General features: G+C 69.1%; 17 protein-coding genes and 1 tRNA gene. 11 read left to right on the forward strand and 7 right to left on the reverse strand.

Going from position 1 to position 14,471, the window contains the following annotated elements:
* Positions 1-3: 3 nt before the first annotated feature.
* Positions 4-771: a trehalose-phosphatase gene (gene otsB, locus AC4NN1_RS02860; protein ID WP_020097172.1), complete on the reverse strand. Its 768-nt coding sequence runs from the start codon at positions 769-771 to the stop codon at positions 4-6.
* Entirely contained in the window at positions 768-2,180 is a 1,413-nt protein-coding gene (locus tag AC4NN1_RS02865) for an alpha,alpha-trehalose-phosphate synthase (UDP-forming) (protein WP_311856885.1), read from the reverse strand. Before AC4NN1_RS02865 ends, otsB begins: the two co-directional genes overlap by 4 nt.
* Positions 2,181-2,253: 73 nt before the next feature.
* Between AC4NN1_RS02865 and AC4NN1_RS02870 the strand changes: the two genes are divergently transcribed.
* The gene (locus tag AC4NN1_RS02870; RefSeq protein ID WP_018188103.1) at positions 2,254-2,508 is read left to right on the forward strand and encodes a hypothetical protein; all 255 of its coding nucleotides are present in this window, start codon (positions 2,254-2,256) and stop codon (positions 2,506-2,508) included.
* Between the two features lie 6 nt (positions 2,509-2,514).
* Here AC4NN1_RS02870 and AC4NN1_RS02875 read toward each other — a convergent pair whose 3' ends face one another.
* The 3 genes from AC4NN1_RS02875 to AC4NN1_RS02885 are packed head-to-tail and all read right to left on the reverse strand — an operon-like array spanning position 2,515 to position 5,154.
* Positions 2,515-3,696 (reverse strand): acetyl-CoA C-acetyltransferase, encoded by a 1,182-nt coding sequence (locus AC4NN1_RS02875; RefSeq protein ID WP_018188104.1) that lies wholly within the window; start codon positions 3,694-3,696, stop codon positions 2,515-2,517.
* Positions 3,693-4,346 carry a CoA transferase subunit B gene (locus tag AC4NN1_RS02880; protein WP_026302973.1) on the reverse strand — a complete coding sequence of 218 codons (654 nt, stop codon included), beginning with the start codon at positions 4,344-4,346 and terminating at the stop codon, positions 3,693-3,695. The genes AC4NN1_RS02875 and AC4NN1_RS02880 overlap by 4 nt, the downstream gene beginning before the upstream one ends.
* A gap of 1 nt (position 4,347) precedes the next feature.
* Positions 4,348-5,154: a CoA transferase subunit A gene (locus tag AC4NN1_RS02885; RefSeq protein ID WP_020097170.1), complete on the reverse strand. Its 807-nt coding sequence runs from the start codon at positions 5,152-5,154 to the stop codon at positions 4,348-4,350.
* 70 nt (positions 5,155-5,224) lie between these two features.
* Here AC4NN1_RS02885 and AC4NN1_RS02890 point away from each other — a divergent pair, with 70 nt between their 5' ends.
* On the forward strand, positions 5,225-6,016 hold the full coding sequence (locus tag AC4NN1_RS02890; RefSeq protein ID WP_491954493.1) for an IclR family transcriptional regulator: 792 nt from the start codon (positions 5,225-5,227) through the stop codon (positions 6,014-6,016).
* A gap of 6 nt (positions 6,017-6,022) precedes the next feature.
* On the opposite strand, the gene AC4NN1_RS02895 is transcribed toward AC4NN1_RS02890, so the two are convergent.
* Entirely contained in the window at positions 6,023-7,438 is a 1,416-nt protein-coding gene (locus tag AC4NN1_RS02895) for a dihydrolipoyl dehydrogenase family protein (RefSeq protein ID WP_491954494.1), read from the reverse strand.
* A gap of 134 nt (positions 7,439-7,572) precedes the next feature.
* Here AC4NN1_RS02895 and AC4NN1_RS02900 point away from each other — a divergent pair, with 134 nt between their 5' ends.
* The 9 genes from AC4NN1_RS02900 (at position 7,573) to corA (ending at position 14,278) form a co-directional block, all read left to right on the forward strand.
* Positions 7,573-8,409 carry an ABC transporter ATP-binding protein gene (locus tag AC4NN1_RS02900; RefSeq protein ID WP_018188109.1) on the forward strand — a complete coding sequence of 279 codons (837 nt, stop codon included), beginning with the start codon at positions 7,573-7,575 and terminating at the stop codon, positions 8,407-8,409.
* A gap of 7 nt (positions 8,410-8,416) precedes the next feature.
* Positions 8,417-9,094 (forward strand): ABC transporter permease, encoded by a 678-nt coding sequence (locus AC4NN1_RS02905; protein WP_018188110.1) that lies wholly within the window; start codon positions 8,417-8,419, stop codon positions 9,092-9,094.
* Entirely contained in the window at positions 9,091-9,813 is a 723-nt protein-coding gene (locus AC4NN1_RS02910; RefSeq protein WP_018188111.1) for an ABC transporter permease, read from the forward strand. Before AC4NN1_RS02905 ends, AC4NN1_RS02910 begins: the two co-directional genes overlap by 4 nt.
* A 39-nt stretch (positions 9,814-9,852) precedes the next feature.
* Complete coding sequence (locus tag AC4NN1_RS02915) at positions 9,853-10,767, forward strand: ABC transporter substrate-binding protein (RefSeq protein WP_491954495.1); 915 nt, start codon at positions 9,853-9,855, stop codon at positions 10,765-10,767.
* A gap of 3 nt (positions 10,768-10,770) precedes the next feature.
* On the forward strand, positions 10,771-11,562 hold the full coding sequence (locus tag AC4NN1_RS02920; protein ID WP_491954496.1) for a glycosyltransferase family 2 protein: 792 nt from the start codon (positions 10,771-10,773) through the stop codon (positions 11,560-11,562).
* The gene (locus AC4NN1_RS02925; RefSeq protein WP_491954497.1) at positions 11,559-12,377 is read left to right on the forward strand and encodes an endonuclease/exonuclease/phosphatase family protein; all 819 of its coding nucleotides are present in this window, start codon (positions 11,559-11,561) and stop codon (positions 12,375-12,377) included. Before AC4NN1_RS02920 ends, AC4NN1_RS02925 begins: the two co-directional genes overlap by 4 nt.
* Positions 12,374-12,976 (forward strand): DUF2238 domain-containing protein, encoded by a 603-nt coding sequence (locus tag AC4NN1_RS02930; protein ID WP_491954498.1) that lies wholly within the window; start codon positions 12,374-12,376, stop codon positions 12,974-12,976. The genes AC4NN1_RS02925 and AC4NN1_RS02930 overlap by 4 nt, the downstream gene beginning before the upstream one ends.
* The gene (locus tag AC4NN1_RS02935) at positions 12,964-13,176 is read left to right on the forward strand and encodes a hypervirulence associated TUDOR domain-containing protein (protein WP_018188116.1); all 213 of its coding nucleotides are present in this window, start codon (positions 12,964-12,966) and stop codon (positions 13,174-13,176) included. Before AC4NN1_RS02930 ends, AC4NN1_RS02935 begins: the two co-directional genes overlap by 13 nt.
* Positions 13,177-13,279: 103 nt before the next feature.
* Positions 13,280-14,278: a magnesium/cobalt transporter CorA gene (gene corA / locus AC4NN1_RS02940; protein WP_491954499.1), complete on the forward strand. Its 999-nt coding sequence runs from the start codon at positions 13,280-13,282 to the stop codon at positions 14,276-14,278.
* Positions 14,279-14,342: 64 nt separating this feature from the next.
* Here corA and AC4NN1_RS02945 read toward each other — a convergent pair.
* Positions 14,343-14,415 (reverse strand) — tRNA-Lys (locus AC4NN1_RS02945).
* Positions 14,416-14,471: the final 56 nt, after the last annotated feature.

The raw sequence follows: 14,471 nt of genomic DNA on the forward strand, positions 1-14,471 counted from the left end.
AGTCTATTGCCGCGAAGCGACGCGCTCGTGTGCGACAGTCGACAGCACTGCGGCGAGTTCTTCGATGTCTGCCACACGGACGGATGCCGCGGTCTCCCCCGCACCGACACGGATGCCGAGATCGTCGGGTCCGAGCGAGCGGAGGGCGTCCTCATCGGTCAGGTCGTCCCCGGCGAAGACGACGGCGGTCGCGCCGACGACCTCGCGGAGGTGGGAGACGGCGGCATCCTTCCCGGCGTCGGTGAACGCGTACTCGACGATGTCGTGGCCCTGACGCCGGCGCCAGTGCGGGGCGGCATCCGCCATCAGCGCATCGACGGATGCCCGGAGCCGCTCCGCAGCGGCCGCGTCGGTCACGGTCCGCAGGTGCACCCCGAAGCCGAACGTCTTCGGTTCGATCCAGGAGCCGGGGGCTCCCTCGGCCAGCTTCTCGACGTCAGCTCGCAGCCGGTCCCGCACCTCGATGTCGGCGGGGTCCAGGGCCTCGTCCGCGGGCGCGCCGGGGATGAGGTACTCCGCACCGTGCGAGCCGGCCAGCAGAATCGGCGAGTCGTCGGAGTGCTCGGCGATGATCCGCAGGTCGCCGAGCGACCGGCCCGACACGAACGCCACGGCGGTGTCGGGCGCCGCGAGCAGCGCCTCGACGGCGGAGCGGGCCGCCGGAGCCATCCGCGCGCTCATCGGGTCGTCGACGAGCGGCGACAGGGTTCCGTCGAAGTCCAGCGCGACCAGCAGCCGATGGGCACGTGCGATGTCGGTGAGATCGGTCACGGGTGTTCCTTCCGGGCGGCGTTCAAATCCGAGATGAACCTCTCCGACCATTTCGCGACGTCGTTCTCACGGACCCGACGGCGAAGAGCCCGCATCCGGCGGTCCTTCTCCTTCTGCGGCATGTCGATCGCCTGCATGATGGCGTCCTTCAGTCCGGTGATGTCGTGCGGATTCACCTTGATGGCCTGCGTGAGCTCGTCGGCCGCCCCGGTGAACTCGCTGAGCACCAGCGCCCCGCCGCCGTCGACGCGACTCGCGACGTATTCCTTGGCGACGAGGTTCATGCCGTCGCGGAGAGCCGTGACCAGCATGACGTCCGCCGCGAGGAAGAGCGCGACCATCTCCTCGCGCGGGTACGAGTGGTGCAGGTATTGGATCGCGCTGTAGCCGAGTTCATCGGCATCGCCGTTGATGCGCCCCACGGTGAGCTCGATCTCGTCGCGGAGCTCCATGTAGGTCTGCACGCGCTCGCGGCTGGGACTCGCGACCTGGACGAGGATGACGTCGTGCACCGACAGGCGGCCGTCCGCCAGCAGTTCGCCGTACGCCTTCAGCCGGTGTCGGATGCCCTTCGTGTAGTCGAGCCTGTCGACGCCCAGCAGGATCGCCTTCGGGTTGCCGAGGCTCGAGCGGATCTCCTCGGCCCGAGCCCGGATGTCGGGACGCTTCGCGAGCTCCTCGTACTCGGCCGCGTCGATCGAGATCGGATAGGCGCGGGCGACGGCGGTCCTGACGCCCCCGTCTTCCGTCGGGACGGCGATCGCGCCGGCCTTGGTGTCGAACCCCAGTTGGCGGCGCACGGCACGAGCGAAGTTCCCGGCATCCGCCACCCGCTGGAAGCCGATGACGTCCGCACCGAGCAGGCCCTCGAGGACTTGGCGTCGCCACGGCAGCTGCGCGTAGAGGCCGTATGCGGGGAACGGAATGTGGTGGAAGTAACCGATGGTCAGGTCGGGACGGAGCTCGCGGAGGAGCTTCGGGACCAGCTGGAGCTGGTAGTCGTGGACCCAGACCGTCGCGCCCTCGGCGGCGTGGGTCGACGCGGCCTCCGCGAATCGCTTGTTGACCCTGACGTAGGCGTCCCACCACGTGCGGTGATACGTCGGCGCCGCGATGACGTCGTGGTAGAGCGGCCAGATCGTGTCGTTCGAGAAGCCCTCGTAGTAGAGCTGCATGTCGTCGGCCGACAGCGTGACGGGGACGAGCTGGAGGCCGTCGAACTCGAACGGCTCGAGCTCCATGTCCGCTTGTCCCGGCCAGCCGACCCAGGCACCGTGGGTGCTCCGCATCACGGGATCGAGCGCCGTCACGAGGCCGCCGGGCGAGCGCCGCCAGGGTTCGTTCTCGTCGTCCGTCCGGTCGACCGGAAGGCGGTTGGACACGACGACGAAGTCAGAAGCCACGGTCACGGTGTTCCTCTCGATGGATGACTTCAGGCTAACAACCGCCACGGCATGCGTCGGGCGCACTAGCGTGGGTGGTATGCGCAAATACCTGTTCGGAACCGGTCTTCTCTCGGCCCTCACAGGAGGCGTCACTCTCTTGCGCTCCGCGCGCAGCCCCGAGCCGTTCACCTGGCGCACCGCGCTCGCCTGGCTCAGCTGGGGCATCACCCTCGCCCTCGCGGTCGGATCGGTCGTCGACACCCGTCGCGCGTCGCGCGGCAAGCTCATCCCGATGGACTCGCCGCGCGACGGCGAGAAGAAGAAGCTGCTGAAGCGCCGCCTCTCGCGCTGATCTTCGTCAGCGGGTCAGGATGAGCGCCTCGCCCTGACCGCCACCGCCGCACAGGCCCACCGCGGCCGTGCCACTCCCCCGTCGCTGGAGCTCACGCACGGCGTGGACGACGAGGCGCGCACCGGACGCTCCGATCGGATGCCCGATGGCGATCCCGCCACCGTGGACGTTGACGATCGACTCGTCGATGCCGAGTTCCCGCTGCGATTGGGCGACCACGGCGCCGAAGGCCTCGTTGATCTCGACCAGGTCCAGAGCGGATGCCGCGATGCCCTGACGTCCGAGCGCCTGCGCGATCGCGCGCGCGGGCTGGGAGTGCAGGGAGTTGTCGGGTCCGGCCACCTGACCCGCCGCACCGACCGTCGCGAGAATCGCCCACCCCTCCGCTTCGGCGCGGGACCGCGTGGTCACGACGACCGCGGCGGCGCCGTCGGAGATCGGCGAGGCGTTGCCTGCCGTGATGTCGCCGTCGGTGGAGAACGCGGGGCGCAGCCGGGCCAGGGTCTCGACGGTGGTGTCCGGGCGGACGCCTTCATCGGCGACCACACGGACCGGGTCGCCTCGCCGCTGCGGCACCTCGACGGGGACGATCTCGTCGTCGAAGACACCCTGCTCGGCCGCGGCAGCGGCACGCTGGTGGGACAGCGCGGCGACGTGGTCCTGCGCCTCGCGCGTGAGCCCGAGCGCGGGGTTGTGCTGCTCGGTCGACAGACCCATCGAGATCCCCTCCGCGGCGTCGGTGAGACCGTCGAAGGCCATGTGGTCGAGCACCTCGACCGAGCCGTACGTCCAGCCGTCGCGTGAGCCGGTGAGGAGGTGGGGCGCGCGCGACATCGACTCCATCCCGCCGGCGACGACGACCGCGGCATCCCCGGAAGCGACCAGCCGCTTCGCATCGATGATGGCGGTGAGTCCCGACAGGCAGACCTTGTTGACAGCGGATGCCGGGACGTCCCACCCGATGCCGGCGCCGAGAGCCGCCTGCCTCGCCGGATTCTGGCCCGACCCGGCCGGGAGCACCTGGCCCATGATCACGGCGTCGACCGCGGTGGGATCCACTCCGCTGCGCTCCAGCGCACCGCGGATCGCGATGGCCCCCAGCTGCGGGGCGGACAGGGACGACAGGGCGCCCATGAGCTTGCCCTGCGGCGTCCGGGCGGCACCGACGATCACGATCTCTTCACTCATGACTCCACCTTCGCATCGCTCGGGACGATCAGTTCGGGCTCCGTCGCCTCGCGGACCTCGGACACGCTCACTCCGGGCGCCGTCTCGACGAGAACGAGCCCGCGCGGCGTGACGTCGATGACAGCGAGGTCGGTGATGATGCGATCGACCACCCCGCGGCCCGTGAGGGGAAGCGAGCACTCGGCGACGATCTTCGGCGACCCGTCGCGAGCGACGTGCTCCATCAGGACGATGACGCGTCCGGCACCGTGGACGAGGTCCATGGCCCCGCCAGGCCCCTTGACCATCTTCCCCGGGATCATCCAGTTCGCCAGGTCTCCGGCGGCGGACACCTGCATCGCACCGAGGATGGCGGCGTCGATCTTGCCGCCCCGGATCATGCCGAAGCTGAGCGCGGAGTCGAAGAAGGCCGCTCCCGGAAGGGTCGTCACCGTCTCCTTGCCCGCATTGATCAGGTCGGGGTCGACGTCGGCCTCCCGCGGGTACGGACCGACGCCGAGGATCCCGTTCTCGGATTGGAGGACGACGGTGACGCCTTCCGGGACGTGGTTGGGCACGAGGGTGGGCAACCCGATGCCGAGGTTCACATAGGAGCCGTCGCTGAGCTCCGCGGCAGCACGGGCCGCCATCTCATTCCTGGTCAGCGCCATGTCACTGCCCTTCCGCCGTGATCGTCCGTCGTTCGATGCGCTTCTCGATGCCGGTGCCGACCTCCACGACCCGATGCACGTAGACGCCCGGGAGGTGAACGGCATCCGGATCGAGCTCGCCCGGCTCGACGAGCTCCTCGACCTGCGCGATGCACACCCGCCCGGCCATGGCGGCGAGCGGGTTGAAGTTGCGGGCCGCTTTGGCGAAGACGAGGTTGCCGTGCCGGTCGCCGCGGCGCGCGTGGACGAGCGAGAAGTCGGTCGTGATGGCCTCCTCGAGGACGAACTCCTTCGCGGAGCCGGCCACATCGAAGACCCTGACGTCCTTCGGTGCGGACGCCACAGCCACCCCGCCGGCGCCGTCGTAGCGGCGCGGCAAGCCGCCCTCGGCGACTTGCGTCCCGACTCCGGTCTGGGTGTAGAACGCGGCGATGCCGGCGCCGCCCGCGCGGAGCTTCTCGGCCAGCGTGCCCTGCGGCGTCAACTCGAGTTCGAGCTCGCCGGAGAGGAACTGGCGCTCGAACTCCTTGTTCTCGCCGACGTAGGAGGAGGTCATCTTGCGGATGCGATGTGCGCGCAGCAGCACGCCGAGCCCCCAGTCGTCCACGCCGCAGTTGTTCGAGACCACCGAGAGGTTGGCCGTCCCCTGTTCGAGAAGGGCCTCGATCAGGGCGGTCGGATTGCCGGAGAGTCCGAATCCGCCGACGGCGATGCTCGCTCCGTCCGGGATGTCCGAGACCGCCTCAGCCGGTCCGGCCACGCGTTTGTCGATCACTGCGCACTCCTTCGTGTCGTCTCCTTCGAGCATCGCCCGCACCCGCGTCACCGGTCGAGGATGTCGTTGCCATGTGGACCGCTCGACCCGTAGTGTCCACGATGTGGAACGACCCACGGCATCCGTCCCCGGCGCACAGGCGATCGCCCGTGCCGCGCTCCTCCTGCGACTCGTGAGCGCAGCCGGCATGACCGGCAAAGGACTTCGCGAACTGGCCGCGGACGCGGGGCTCACCCGGACGACGGCGCACCGGCTGCTCTCGGCCCTGCGCGCGGAGGGGCTCGTCGACCAGGACGACCGCACCGCCCGCTGGCTCGCCGGCCCGGAGCTGTTCCTCATGGGGGCGGCAGCCGCACCTCGCTACGACATCACCCACATCGCCGCGGACATCGTGCGCTCCCTTGCGGTGAAGACCGAGGAGAGCGCGTTCCTCTCCGTTCGCCGCGGCGACGAAACGGTCTGCCTCGTGCGGGAGGAAGGATCTTTCCCCATCCGGTCCTTCGTCCTGAGCGAGGGTGTCCGCTTCCCGTTGGGCGTCGCATCCGCGGGCCTCGCGATCCTGTCCTTCCTTCCGCAGGGCGACGTCGACGCGTATCTCGACCGCCATCCCGACCTGCCGGGACGATGGGGCGGTGCCCACGATGCGGCAGCGCTCCAGATGCGCATCGCCGAGACGCGTGACCGGGGCTACGCCGTCAATCCGGGGCTCATCGTCCCCGGTTCGTGGGGCATCGGTGCGGCCGTCTTCGACCACGCCGGACACCCCTCATGGGCGCTGAGCCTGACCGGCGTCGAGTTCCGCTTCGGCCCCGATCGGCTCGCCGACCTCGGGCGCCTACTCCTGGCCCACGCGCATCAGCTGACGACGCGCGTCCAGGCGGCGCGGCGGGCGTGAGGCGCCTCAGAGCCCGGCCGACTCCAGCCAGCGGAGCCAGACCTCGCTCACGGTCGGGTAGGCCGGGACGGCGTGCCACAGTCGGTGCAGCGGGACCTCGCCGACGATCGCGATCGTGGCGGCGTGCAGGAGTTCGGCGACGTCCGGGCCGACGAAGGTGGCACCCACGAGCACTCCGCGCTCGGCGTCGATGACGGCCCTCGACATCCCCTCGTACCGGTCCGAATGCGTGCTCGCCCCGGCGACCCACGACAGGTCGTAATCGACGATCTTCACGTCGATGCCGGCCTCCCGAGCGGATGCCTCGGTGTGCCCGACGGCGGCGACCTCGGGCTCGGTGAACACGACCTGCGGGACGGCGGCGTGGTCGGCCGTCGCCGCGAGGGGACCCCACGGGGAGGTGTCGACATCCGTCGAGGTCGCGCGTCGGGCGATGACATCACCGGCGATCCTCGCCTGATACTTCCCCTGATGCGTGAGCAGGGCACGGTGATTGACGTCGCCGACGGCGTACAGCCACTCGCTGCCCGGGACCCGGAGGGTGTCGTCGACCTCGATCCAGGCGCCCGCCTTCTGGCCGATGACGTCGAGACCGACATCCTCGGTCCGGGGCACGCGCCCCGTCGCGACGAGGATCTCCTCGGCGCGGACCGACGACCCGTCGTCCAGCGACACGGTCACGCCGCCGTCCGAGCGCTCGACGCCCGTCACGCCGACCCCGGTGCGGACGGTCGCGCCGGCCGAGGTAAGCGACTTCTGCACGGCTTCGCCGGCGAAGCCCTCGAGCCCGCTGAGGAGCGACGACCGGGCGATCACCGTGACGTCCGTTCCGAAGGCGGTGAACGCCGTCGCCATCTCGACGCCGACGACGCCCCCGCCGAGCACGACGAGGGACGAGGGAACGTCAGTCACGCCGGTGGCCTCGCGGCTCGTCCACGGCGCGGCATCCCGAAGACCGGGGATGTCGGGAAGGAGTGCGGCCGACCCGGTGCACACGGCGACCGCGTGGCGTGCCCGCAGGACCGTCGTCGAGCCGTCGGCCGCTTCGACCGTTACCTCCCTCTCGGCAGACAGTCGGCCGTGGCCCCGCACGAGATCGATGCCCGCGCCCTGCAGCCACTCGACCTGGGAGGTGTCCTGATAGTCGTGCACCATGCGATCGCGCCTCGCGAGGACGGCCGCGACGTCGACGCCGCCGTTCACCGCCTCGGCCGCTCCCGCGACGTCCCGAGCCGCGCGCAGTGCGGCGGGTGCGCGCAGAAGCGCCTTCGACGGCATGCACGCCCAATACGAGCACTCGCCGCCGACGAGCTCGCTCTCGACGATCGCGGCGGTCAACCCGCCGCGGACGGCCCGGTCCGCGACGTTCTCGCCGACGGGGCCGGCTCCGATGACGATGAGGTCGTACTCGCGTGTGCTCATGCCGACACCGTAGCGAGCGCCCGGCCGTAATGTCCCGCCCTTGCCATACCCGGGGAAAGACGTCAATGGACGCCGGAGACTGCCGGGATGTCGGGGGTCTGTGGTTTGCTGAAGCACCGGCCGAAAGGACGCCCATGGCCATCGAATTCCGATCCGTCACCAAGCGCTTCGGCGACGGCCCCGCCGCCGTCGACGACGTCTCGCTCGAGATGCCCGCGCGCAAGACGACGGTCCTGGTCGGATCCTCGGGCTGCGGCAAGACCACGCTGCTGCGGATGATCAACCGCCTGATCGAACCGACGTCCGGTGACATCATGATCGACGGCGAGTCGATCCGCTCCCGTGACGCCGTCCAGCTGCGGCGCAGCATCGGGTACGTCCTGCAGAACGCCGGACTCCTGCCCCACTACACGGTGGCCGACAACATCGCGACCGTGCCCGTGCTCACCGGCCAGACCCGCGCGACCGCGCGTCGGCGCGCGATGGAGTTGATGGAGGTCGTCGGCCTCGACACCGCGTTCGCCGATCGCTACCCCGCTCAGCTCTCCGGCGGCCAGCAGCAGCGCGTCGGCGTCGCACGTGCGCTCGCTGCGGACCCCAACATCCTGCTCATGGACGAGCCGTTCGGCGCCGTCGACCCCATCGTCCGCAAGGAACTGCAGGCCGAGGTCATCCGACTGCAGCGAGAACTCGACAAGACGATCGTGTTCGTGACCCACGACATCGACGAAGCCTTCCTTCTGGGTGACCAGGTGGTCATCCTGCAGAAGGGCGCCCGGATCGCCCAGCACGGAACGCCCTCGGAGATCATCGAAGCCCCCGCCGACGAGTTCGTCGCGAGCTTCATCGGCGCCGATCGCGGCGCGCGTGCCTTCCACGCGAAGCAGACCGACCGCGGGACGGTGCTCGTGGACGGATCCGGTCGGACCCAAGGCGTCCTCCTGCCGGGGTCGCCGGAGGACGAGGGGTGACGGCTCCATGAACTGGGTCGTCGAGAACCTCGACCTGATCGGGCAACTCACGCTCGCCCACCTGCGGCAGAGCGCCATCGCGATCGTGCTCGGTTTCGTCCTCGCGATCCCGCTCGGCTGGGCGGCGTTCCGATTCACGCGCCTGCGCGGCACACTCCTGGGCGTGGTGGGCATCCTCTACACGATCCCCTCGTTCGGTCTGTTCGCCCTCATCAGCGCGACGACGGGCATCGGCCTCCTGTCGGAGACCAACCTGGTCGTCGCGCTCACGATCTACGCCGTGGCGATCATGACGCGTTCCGTCACCGACGGTCTCGCGTCGGTGGATGCCGCGGTCCGCAGCGCCGCGGTAGCTGTCGGCTTCGGCCCGGTCAGGCGATTCTGGACGGTCGACTTCCCCCTCGCCGGGCCGGTCATGCTGGCGGGTCTGCGCGTGACGGCGGTGTCGACCATCTCCCTGGCCACCGTCGGAGCCCTCATCGGTGTGCAGAACCTGGGATACCTCTTCACGAACGGGTCGCAGCGACGCATCATCCCCGAGGTGCTGGCGGGCGTCCTCGCCGTCGTCGTCATCGCCCTCGTGATCGATCTGGCGCTCGTCCTCGCGGGACGCGCGCTGATGCCGTGGACCCGACGGATCCGCGTGCCGCGGCAACGCGCCCGTGCGGCGGAGGTGACGGCATGAACGTCTTCCTCGACGCGTTCGCGTGGATCTTCTCCCCCGACCGCACCACCGGGTACCTCCCCCTCTGGGAGGCGATCCTGCAGCACCTCGGTTTCACCTTCGGGTCGGTCGCGATCGCGGCTGTCATCGCCATCCCCGCCGGGTGGGCGATCGGTCACACCGGGAAGGGCCGCGAGATCGCGGTGTTCCTGTCCGGCGCCGCCCGCTCCCTGCCATCCCTCGGTCTCGTCGTCCTGCTCTACCTGGTGATCGGCGTCAACTTCAAGGAGCAGGCCGCGGTCGTCGCCTTCGTCCTCCTTGCGATCCCCTCGATCCTCGCCGGCGCGTATGCCGGTATCGAGGCGATCAACCGCTCCACCGTCGAGGCGGGCCGCGCCGTCGGGATGACTCCGATGCAGATCCTGTGGAAGATCGAAGTCCCCCTCGGTCTGCCGCTTCTCATCGGCGGCATCCGCTCCGCAGTCCTGCAGGTCGTGGCCACCGTCACCATCGCCGCGTACGTGGGGCTCGGCGGACTGGGGTTCGCCCTCATCCAGGGCATCCAGACCCGCAACGCCGCACAGATCCTCGGCGCCTCGATCGTCGTCGTCATCCTCGCCCTCGTCCTGGACGGCGCTTTCGCACTGTTCCAGCGCATCGTCGTTCCCCGCGGCGTCGCCGTGCAAAACTCTTCCCCCACGCGTCGTCGCACCCGGCGCGCCCCCGTCCCGGCCACCTGAGACCGGGCATCCTGACCACCACCCCATCCGGAGGCATCCATGTCCATCACACGCACCCGCATCCTTCCCGTCGTCGGCCTCGCCGCCGCGGCCGTTTTCGCGCTGTCCGCCTGCGGCTCGAGCGATTCCCTCCAGGGCAGCGGTTCGAGCGGCAACGAGGGCGGCGGCGAGCAGTCCAAGACGATCGTCGTCGGCTCGCAGTCCTACCCGTCGAACGAGATCATCGCCGAGATCTACTCCCAGGTGCTGGAGAAGGACGGCTTCACCGTCGAGCGGAAGTTCGCCATCGGGCAGCGCGACGCCTACATGCCGTCGCTCGAGGACGGGTCCATCGACCTCTTCCCCGAATACACCGGCAGCCTGCTGCAGTACTACGACAAGTCGGCCACCGCCGGGTCGTCCGACGAGGTCTACGACGCAATGGTGAAGGTCCTTCCGGACAACCTGAAGGCTCTCGACTACTCGCCGGCGACCGACCAGGATTCCTACAACGTGACGGCCGCCTTCGCGAAAGAGAACAACCTCACCGAGATCGGCGACCTGGCCAGCATCAAGGACCTGACGTTCGGCGGCGCCCCCGAGCTCGAGCAGCGGCCGTACTTCACCGACCTGAAGAAGGTCTACGGCGTCGACGCCAAGTTCGAGGCGACGGCCGACACGACCGTCGACGAGCTCGTCGCGGGGAACATCCAGGTCGCCAACGTCTACAGCGCGGACCCGCGGATCAAGACGGAGGATCTCGTCACGCTGGAGGACCCGAAGGGACTGTTCCTCGCTGCGAACGTCGTGCCGATCGCGAACGCCGACAAGGCCGACGAGATCGCGGATGCGATCAACAAGGTCAGCGAGGCGATGAGCCCCGAGGAGCTCGTCGCGATGAATGTCGAGTCCACTGTCGACCAGCGTTCGAGCGCTGACATCGCCAAGAAGTGGATCGCCGACAACCTCGGCTGACACATGACAGCTCTGGGCCCGCAGCCCACCGTCGAATCCGTCACCGTCGTCATCCCCGTGAAGGACGACGCCGACGGACTCCGGCGGTGCCTGCGGGCCCTTGCGCTGCAGACCCGTCGGCCCGATGAGATCGTCGTGGTCGACAACGGCTCGTCGGACGATTCGGCCGGTGTCGCGCGCGAGGGCGGGACGCGGGTCGTCTCCTGCGACCAGCCCGGCATTCCCGCAGCGGCGGCAGCCGGGTACGACTCCGCGGAGGGCGACCTCATCCTCCGCCTCGACGCGGACTGCATCCCGGCGGCGACCTGGGTGGAGGTCATGAGCGCACAAGCCCGCGAGCGCCCCGAGGTGGATGTCTTCGCGGGCGCTGCTCGGTTCATCGACGGCCCGCGCTTCCTCCGGTCGCCGTTGGCGGTCGCCTACCTCGGCGCCTACGCCGCCGTCCTCACGCCGACCCTCGGACACCTCCCCCTCTTCGGGTCCAACCTCGCCATGCGCCGGTCAGCCTGGCGGCGGGTGAGCACGGTCGTCCACCGCACGGACCCCGAAATCCACGACGACCTCGATCTCTCGTTCCATCTCGGAAAGGAACATCGGATCCGGTTCGTGCCCTCAGCGGCGATGGGCATCTCGATGCGCCCCTTCGCGTCTGCATCCGCTCTCCGCCGCCGTGTGCGCCGCGGCATCCGAACCGTCGTCCGGCATTGGCCGGAGGAGTTCGCACCGATCCGGTGGGCGCGGTCCGCACGTCGACGCGCGGAGCGCCGCATCACAGCCTCGAGGGCGTCGGCGTGAAGCCCGTCCTCGGCCAGGTGGACGGTGATCTCCTGCACGTGGCGACGCTGAACGTGCGCAGGCCACTCCCCCGCGGGCTCTCCCGCGGTGCCGATCGATGGGAGCGGCGCCGCCCCGCGCTCCTGGCTTCGCTCTCGAGGGAATCGCCCTCGGTGATCAGCCTGCAGGAGGTGCTTCCAGGTCCCGCTCGTGACATCGCCCGGGCATTAGGAGGCGAGTACGGGCGCATCGGCGTGGGACGCGGACGCGGCGGACGCGGCGAGGGGTGCCCGATCTTCTTCGATCGATCGCGGCTCGAGCTCATCGATCATCAGCAGCTCGCCCTATCGGCCTCGCCCGAGGTCGCCGGTTCCCGGTCGTGGGGCAACCCGCTGCCTCGGGCGATGGTGATCGGAGTCTTTCGGGACCGACGCGCACGAGCGTCCTTTGCCGTGATCAACACGCACCTGGATCCGTTCTCGTCGCGGTCTCGCGTCCGCGCCGCCGAGCAGATCCGTCAGGTGGTGCGACGGCGAGGGCTCCCCACCGTCGTGATGGGTGACATGAACGCAGCCGAAGGTTCGCCCGCGCTGGAGGCCCTCACCCGCGGCAACCTGCTGACGGATGCCTGGACCACGGCAGCCGAGCGGGTGACGCCGCCCTGGGGCACCTACAGCGGGTACCGCCCCCCGGTGCGCGGGGGTGAGCGCATCGACTGGATCCTGACGACGCCGGATGTCGCTGTGGAGCGCGTAGGCATCGACGCCCGCCTGGAGGACGGACGGGCGGGGTCCGACCACCTCCCGGTCCATGCCGCCATCGAGGTGCCGCGATGAGATCGGATTTCCTGCGGCCGCCTCGATCGACCGCCGAGTGGGCGGCCGACGGTATCCGGGTCCTGGGTCTGCTGAGCGTGGCAGCGGCATTCCTCTGGTGGACACCGACCGACGCAGGGATTCTCGCGCTCGCTCTGCCCGCCCTCCTCGTACCGCGAGCGATCGGCGCGCGACCCGGTTTCGATGTCCTCTACGGCGTCACGGTCACCGTCGCGGCGTGGAGCAACGTCCTGGACCTGTACCGTTCCATCGCGTGGTGGGACATCGCCGTCCACTTCGTGGCCACCGGTGTGATCGCGACCATCGCCTTCCTCGTCCTCCGGCGCTTCGAGGTCGTTCCGGCACGCGCCGACCGGCGATCGAGCGTCGTCCTCGTCCCGACGATCGGCCTCGCGATCAGTGCACTGTGGGAGATGGTCGAGTGGGCCGGCAAGACATTCCTGGCGCCGGACATCTTTGTCACCTATCAGGACACCATCGGAGACATGGCCGTCGGCGGGCTCGGCTCTCTCATCGCGGGCATCCTGATCACCCGTATCCCCATCGACAGGACCGCGCTCGTCGCGGCGAACAGGAAGGAACAATCATGGCGGACCTGAAGAAAGGCGATCGCGTCAGCTGGAACACGTCGCAGGGACGCACCCAGGGCAAGATCACGGAACGCAAGACGAGGGACTTCACATTCGATGGGCAGGATTTCACCGCCTCGACGGATGAGCCTGCGTTCATCGTCGAGTCGGAGAAGACGGGTGCGAAAGCCGCCCACAAGGGTTCGGCCCTGAACAAGCTGTCGTCCTGAAGGGACGCCGCACACCCCGCTGGCGTCTTTCTCACCGGATCCGGCGAGGGTGTGCGGCGCGGCGCGCGGCATCCGCTCATCCCGCAGGGCGCAGAATCTACGCATGCCCATCGTCGACAACGCCGTGTACGTCAACGGCCGCCGTATCCAGGACCCCTCGAATCTCAGCGAGACGTTCGAGCACATGCGCGACCACAACGGCATGGCATGGATCGGCCTGTACCGCCCCACTGAGGCCGAGGTGGCCGCCGTGGCGGCCGAGTTCTCGCTGCACCCGCTCGCCGTCGAGGACGCTCTCGCCGGCCACCAGCGGGCGAAGCTCGAACGCTACGGCGACGTGTTGTTCGCGGTGCTCCGTCCCGCCCAGTACGACGACGAGAAGGAATCAGTGGCGTTCGGCGAGCTCCACGTCTTCGTCGGCCCCGACTTCGTGGTCACGGTCCGCCATGCCGACTCCCCCGACCTCGCGCGTGTCCGCGCTCGCATGGAGGAGCAGCCGGAATTGTTGGGCATGGGACCCGAGGCGATCCTGTACGCGATCCTCGATCAGGTCGTCGACGAGTACGCGCCGGTGATCGCGGGCGTCGAGAACGACATCGACGAGATCGAGGAAACACTCTTCGGCGGCGATGACGCCGGTCTGTCGCAGCGCATCTACGCGCTCGCCCGCGAAGTCATCGCCCTCCACAAGTCCACTCTGCCGCTCGATGACATGCTGCAACGACTGCTGCAGGGCTCGGACAAGTACGGTGTCGACATCGAGCTCCAGCGCTCGCTGCGGGACGTGTTGGACCACGTCATCCGCGTCAACGAACGGATCGCCGCTTTCCGTTCCATCCTCGACAACGCCCTGACGGTGCATTCGACGCTCGTCACGCAGCGGCAGACCGACACCTCGCTCGAGCAGAACGAGCAGGTCAAGAAGATCTCGGGGTGGGCGGCGATCCTCTTCGGACCGACCCTCGTCGGCACGATCTACGGCATGAACTTCGACAACATGCCCGAGCTCCACTGGACGTTCGGATACCCCATGGCCCTCGGCCTGATGGTCGCGAGCTCGGTCGTCCTGTACGTCGTCTTCAAGCGCAAACACTGGCTCTGAGCGCGCCGAGGGGCCCGGAAAGCAGAAGGCCCCGATCACTGGCGAGAGTGATCGGGACCGTCCGTGCACCCCCCGGGACTCGAACCCGGAACCCACTGATTAAGAGTCAGTTGCTCTGCCGATTGAGCTAGAGGTGCGTGATTCGAAGAACTCGAACCGAGGGTCAACACTAGCATCACGATCGCGCACTGCG

This window comes from Microbacterium sp. MDV22-iso44, assembly GCF_058629135.1.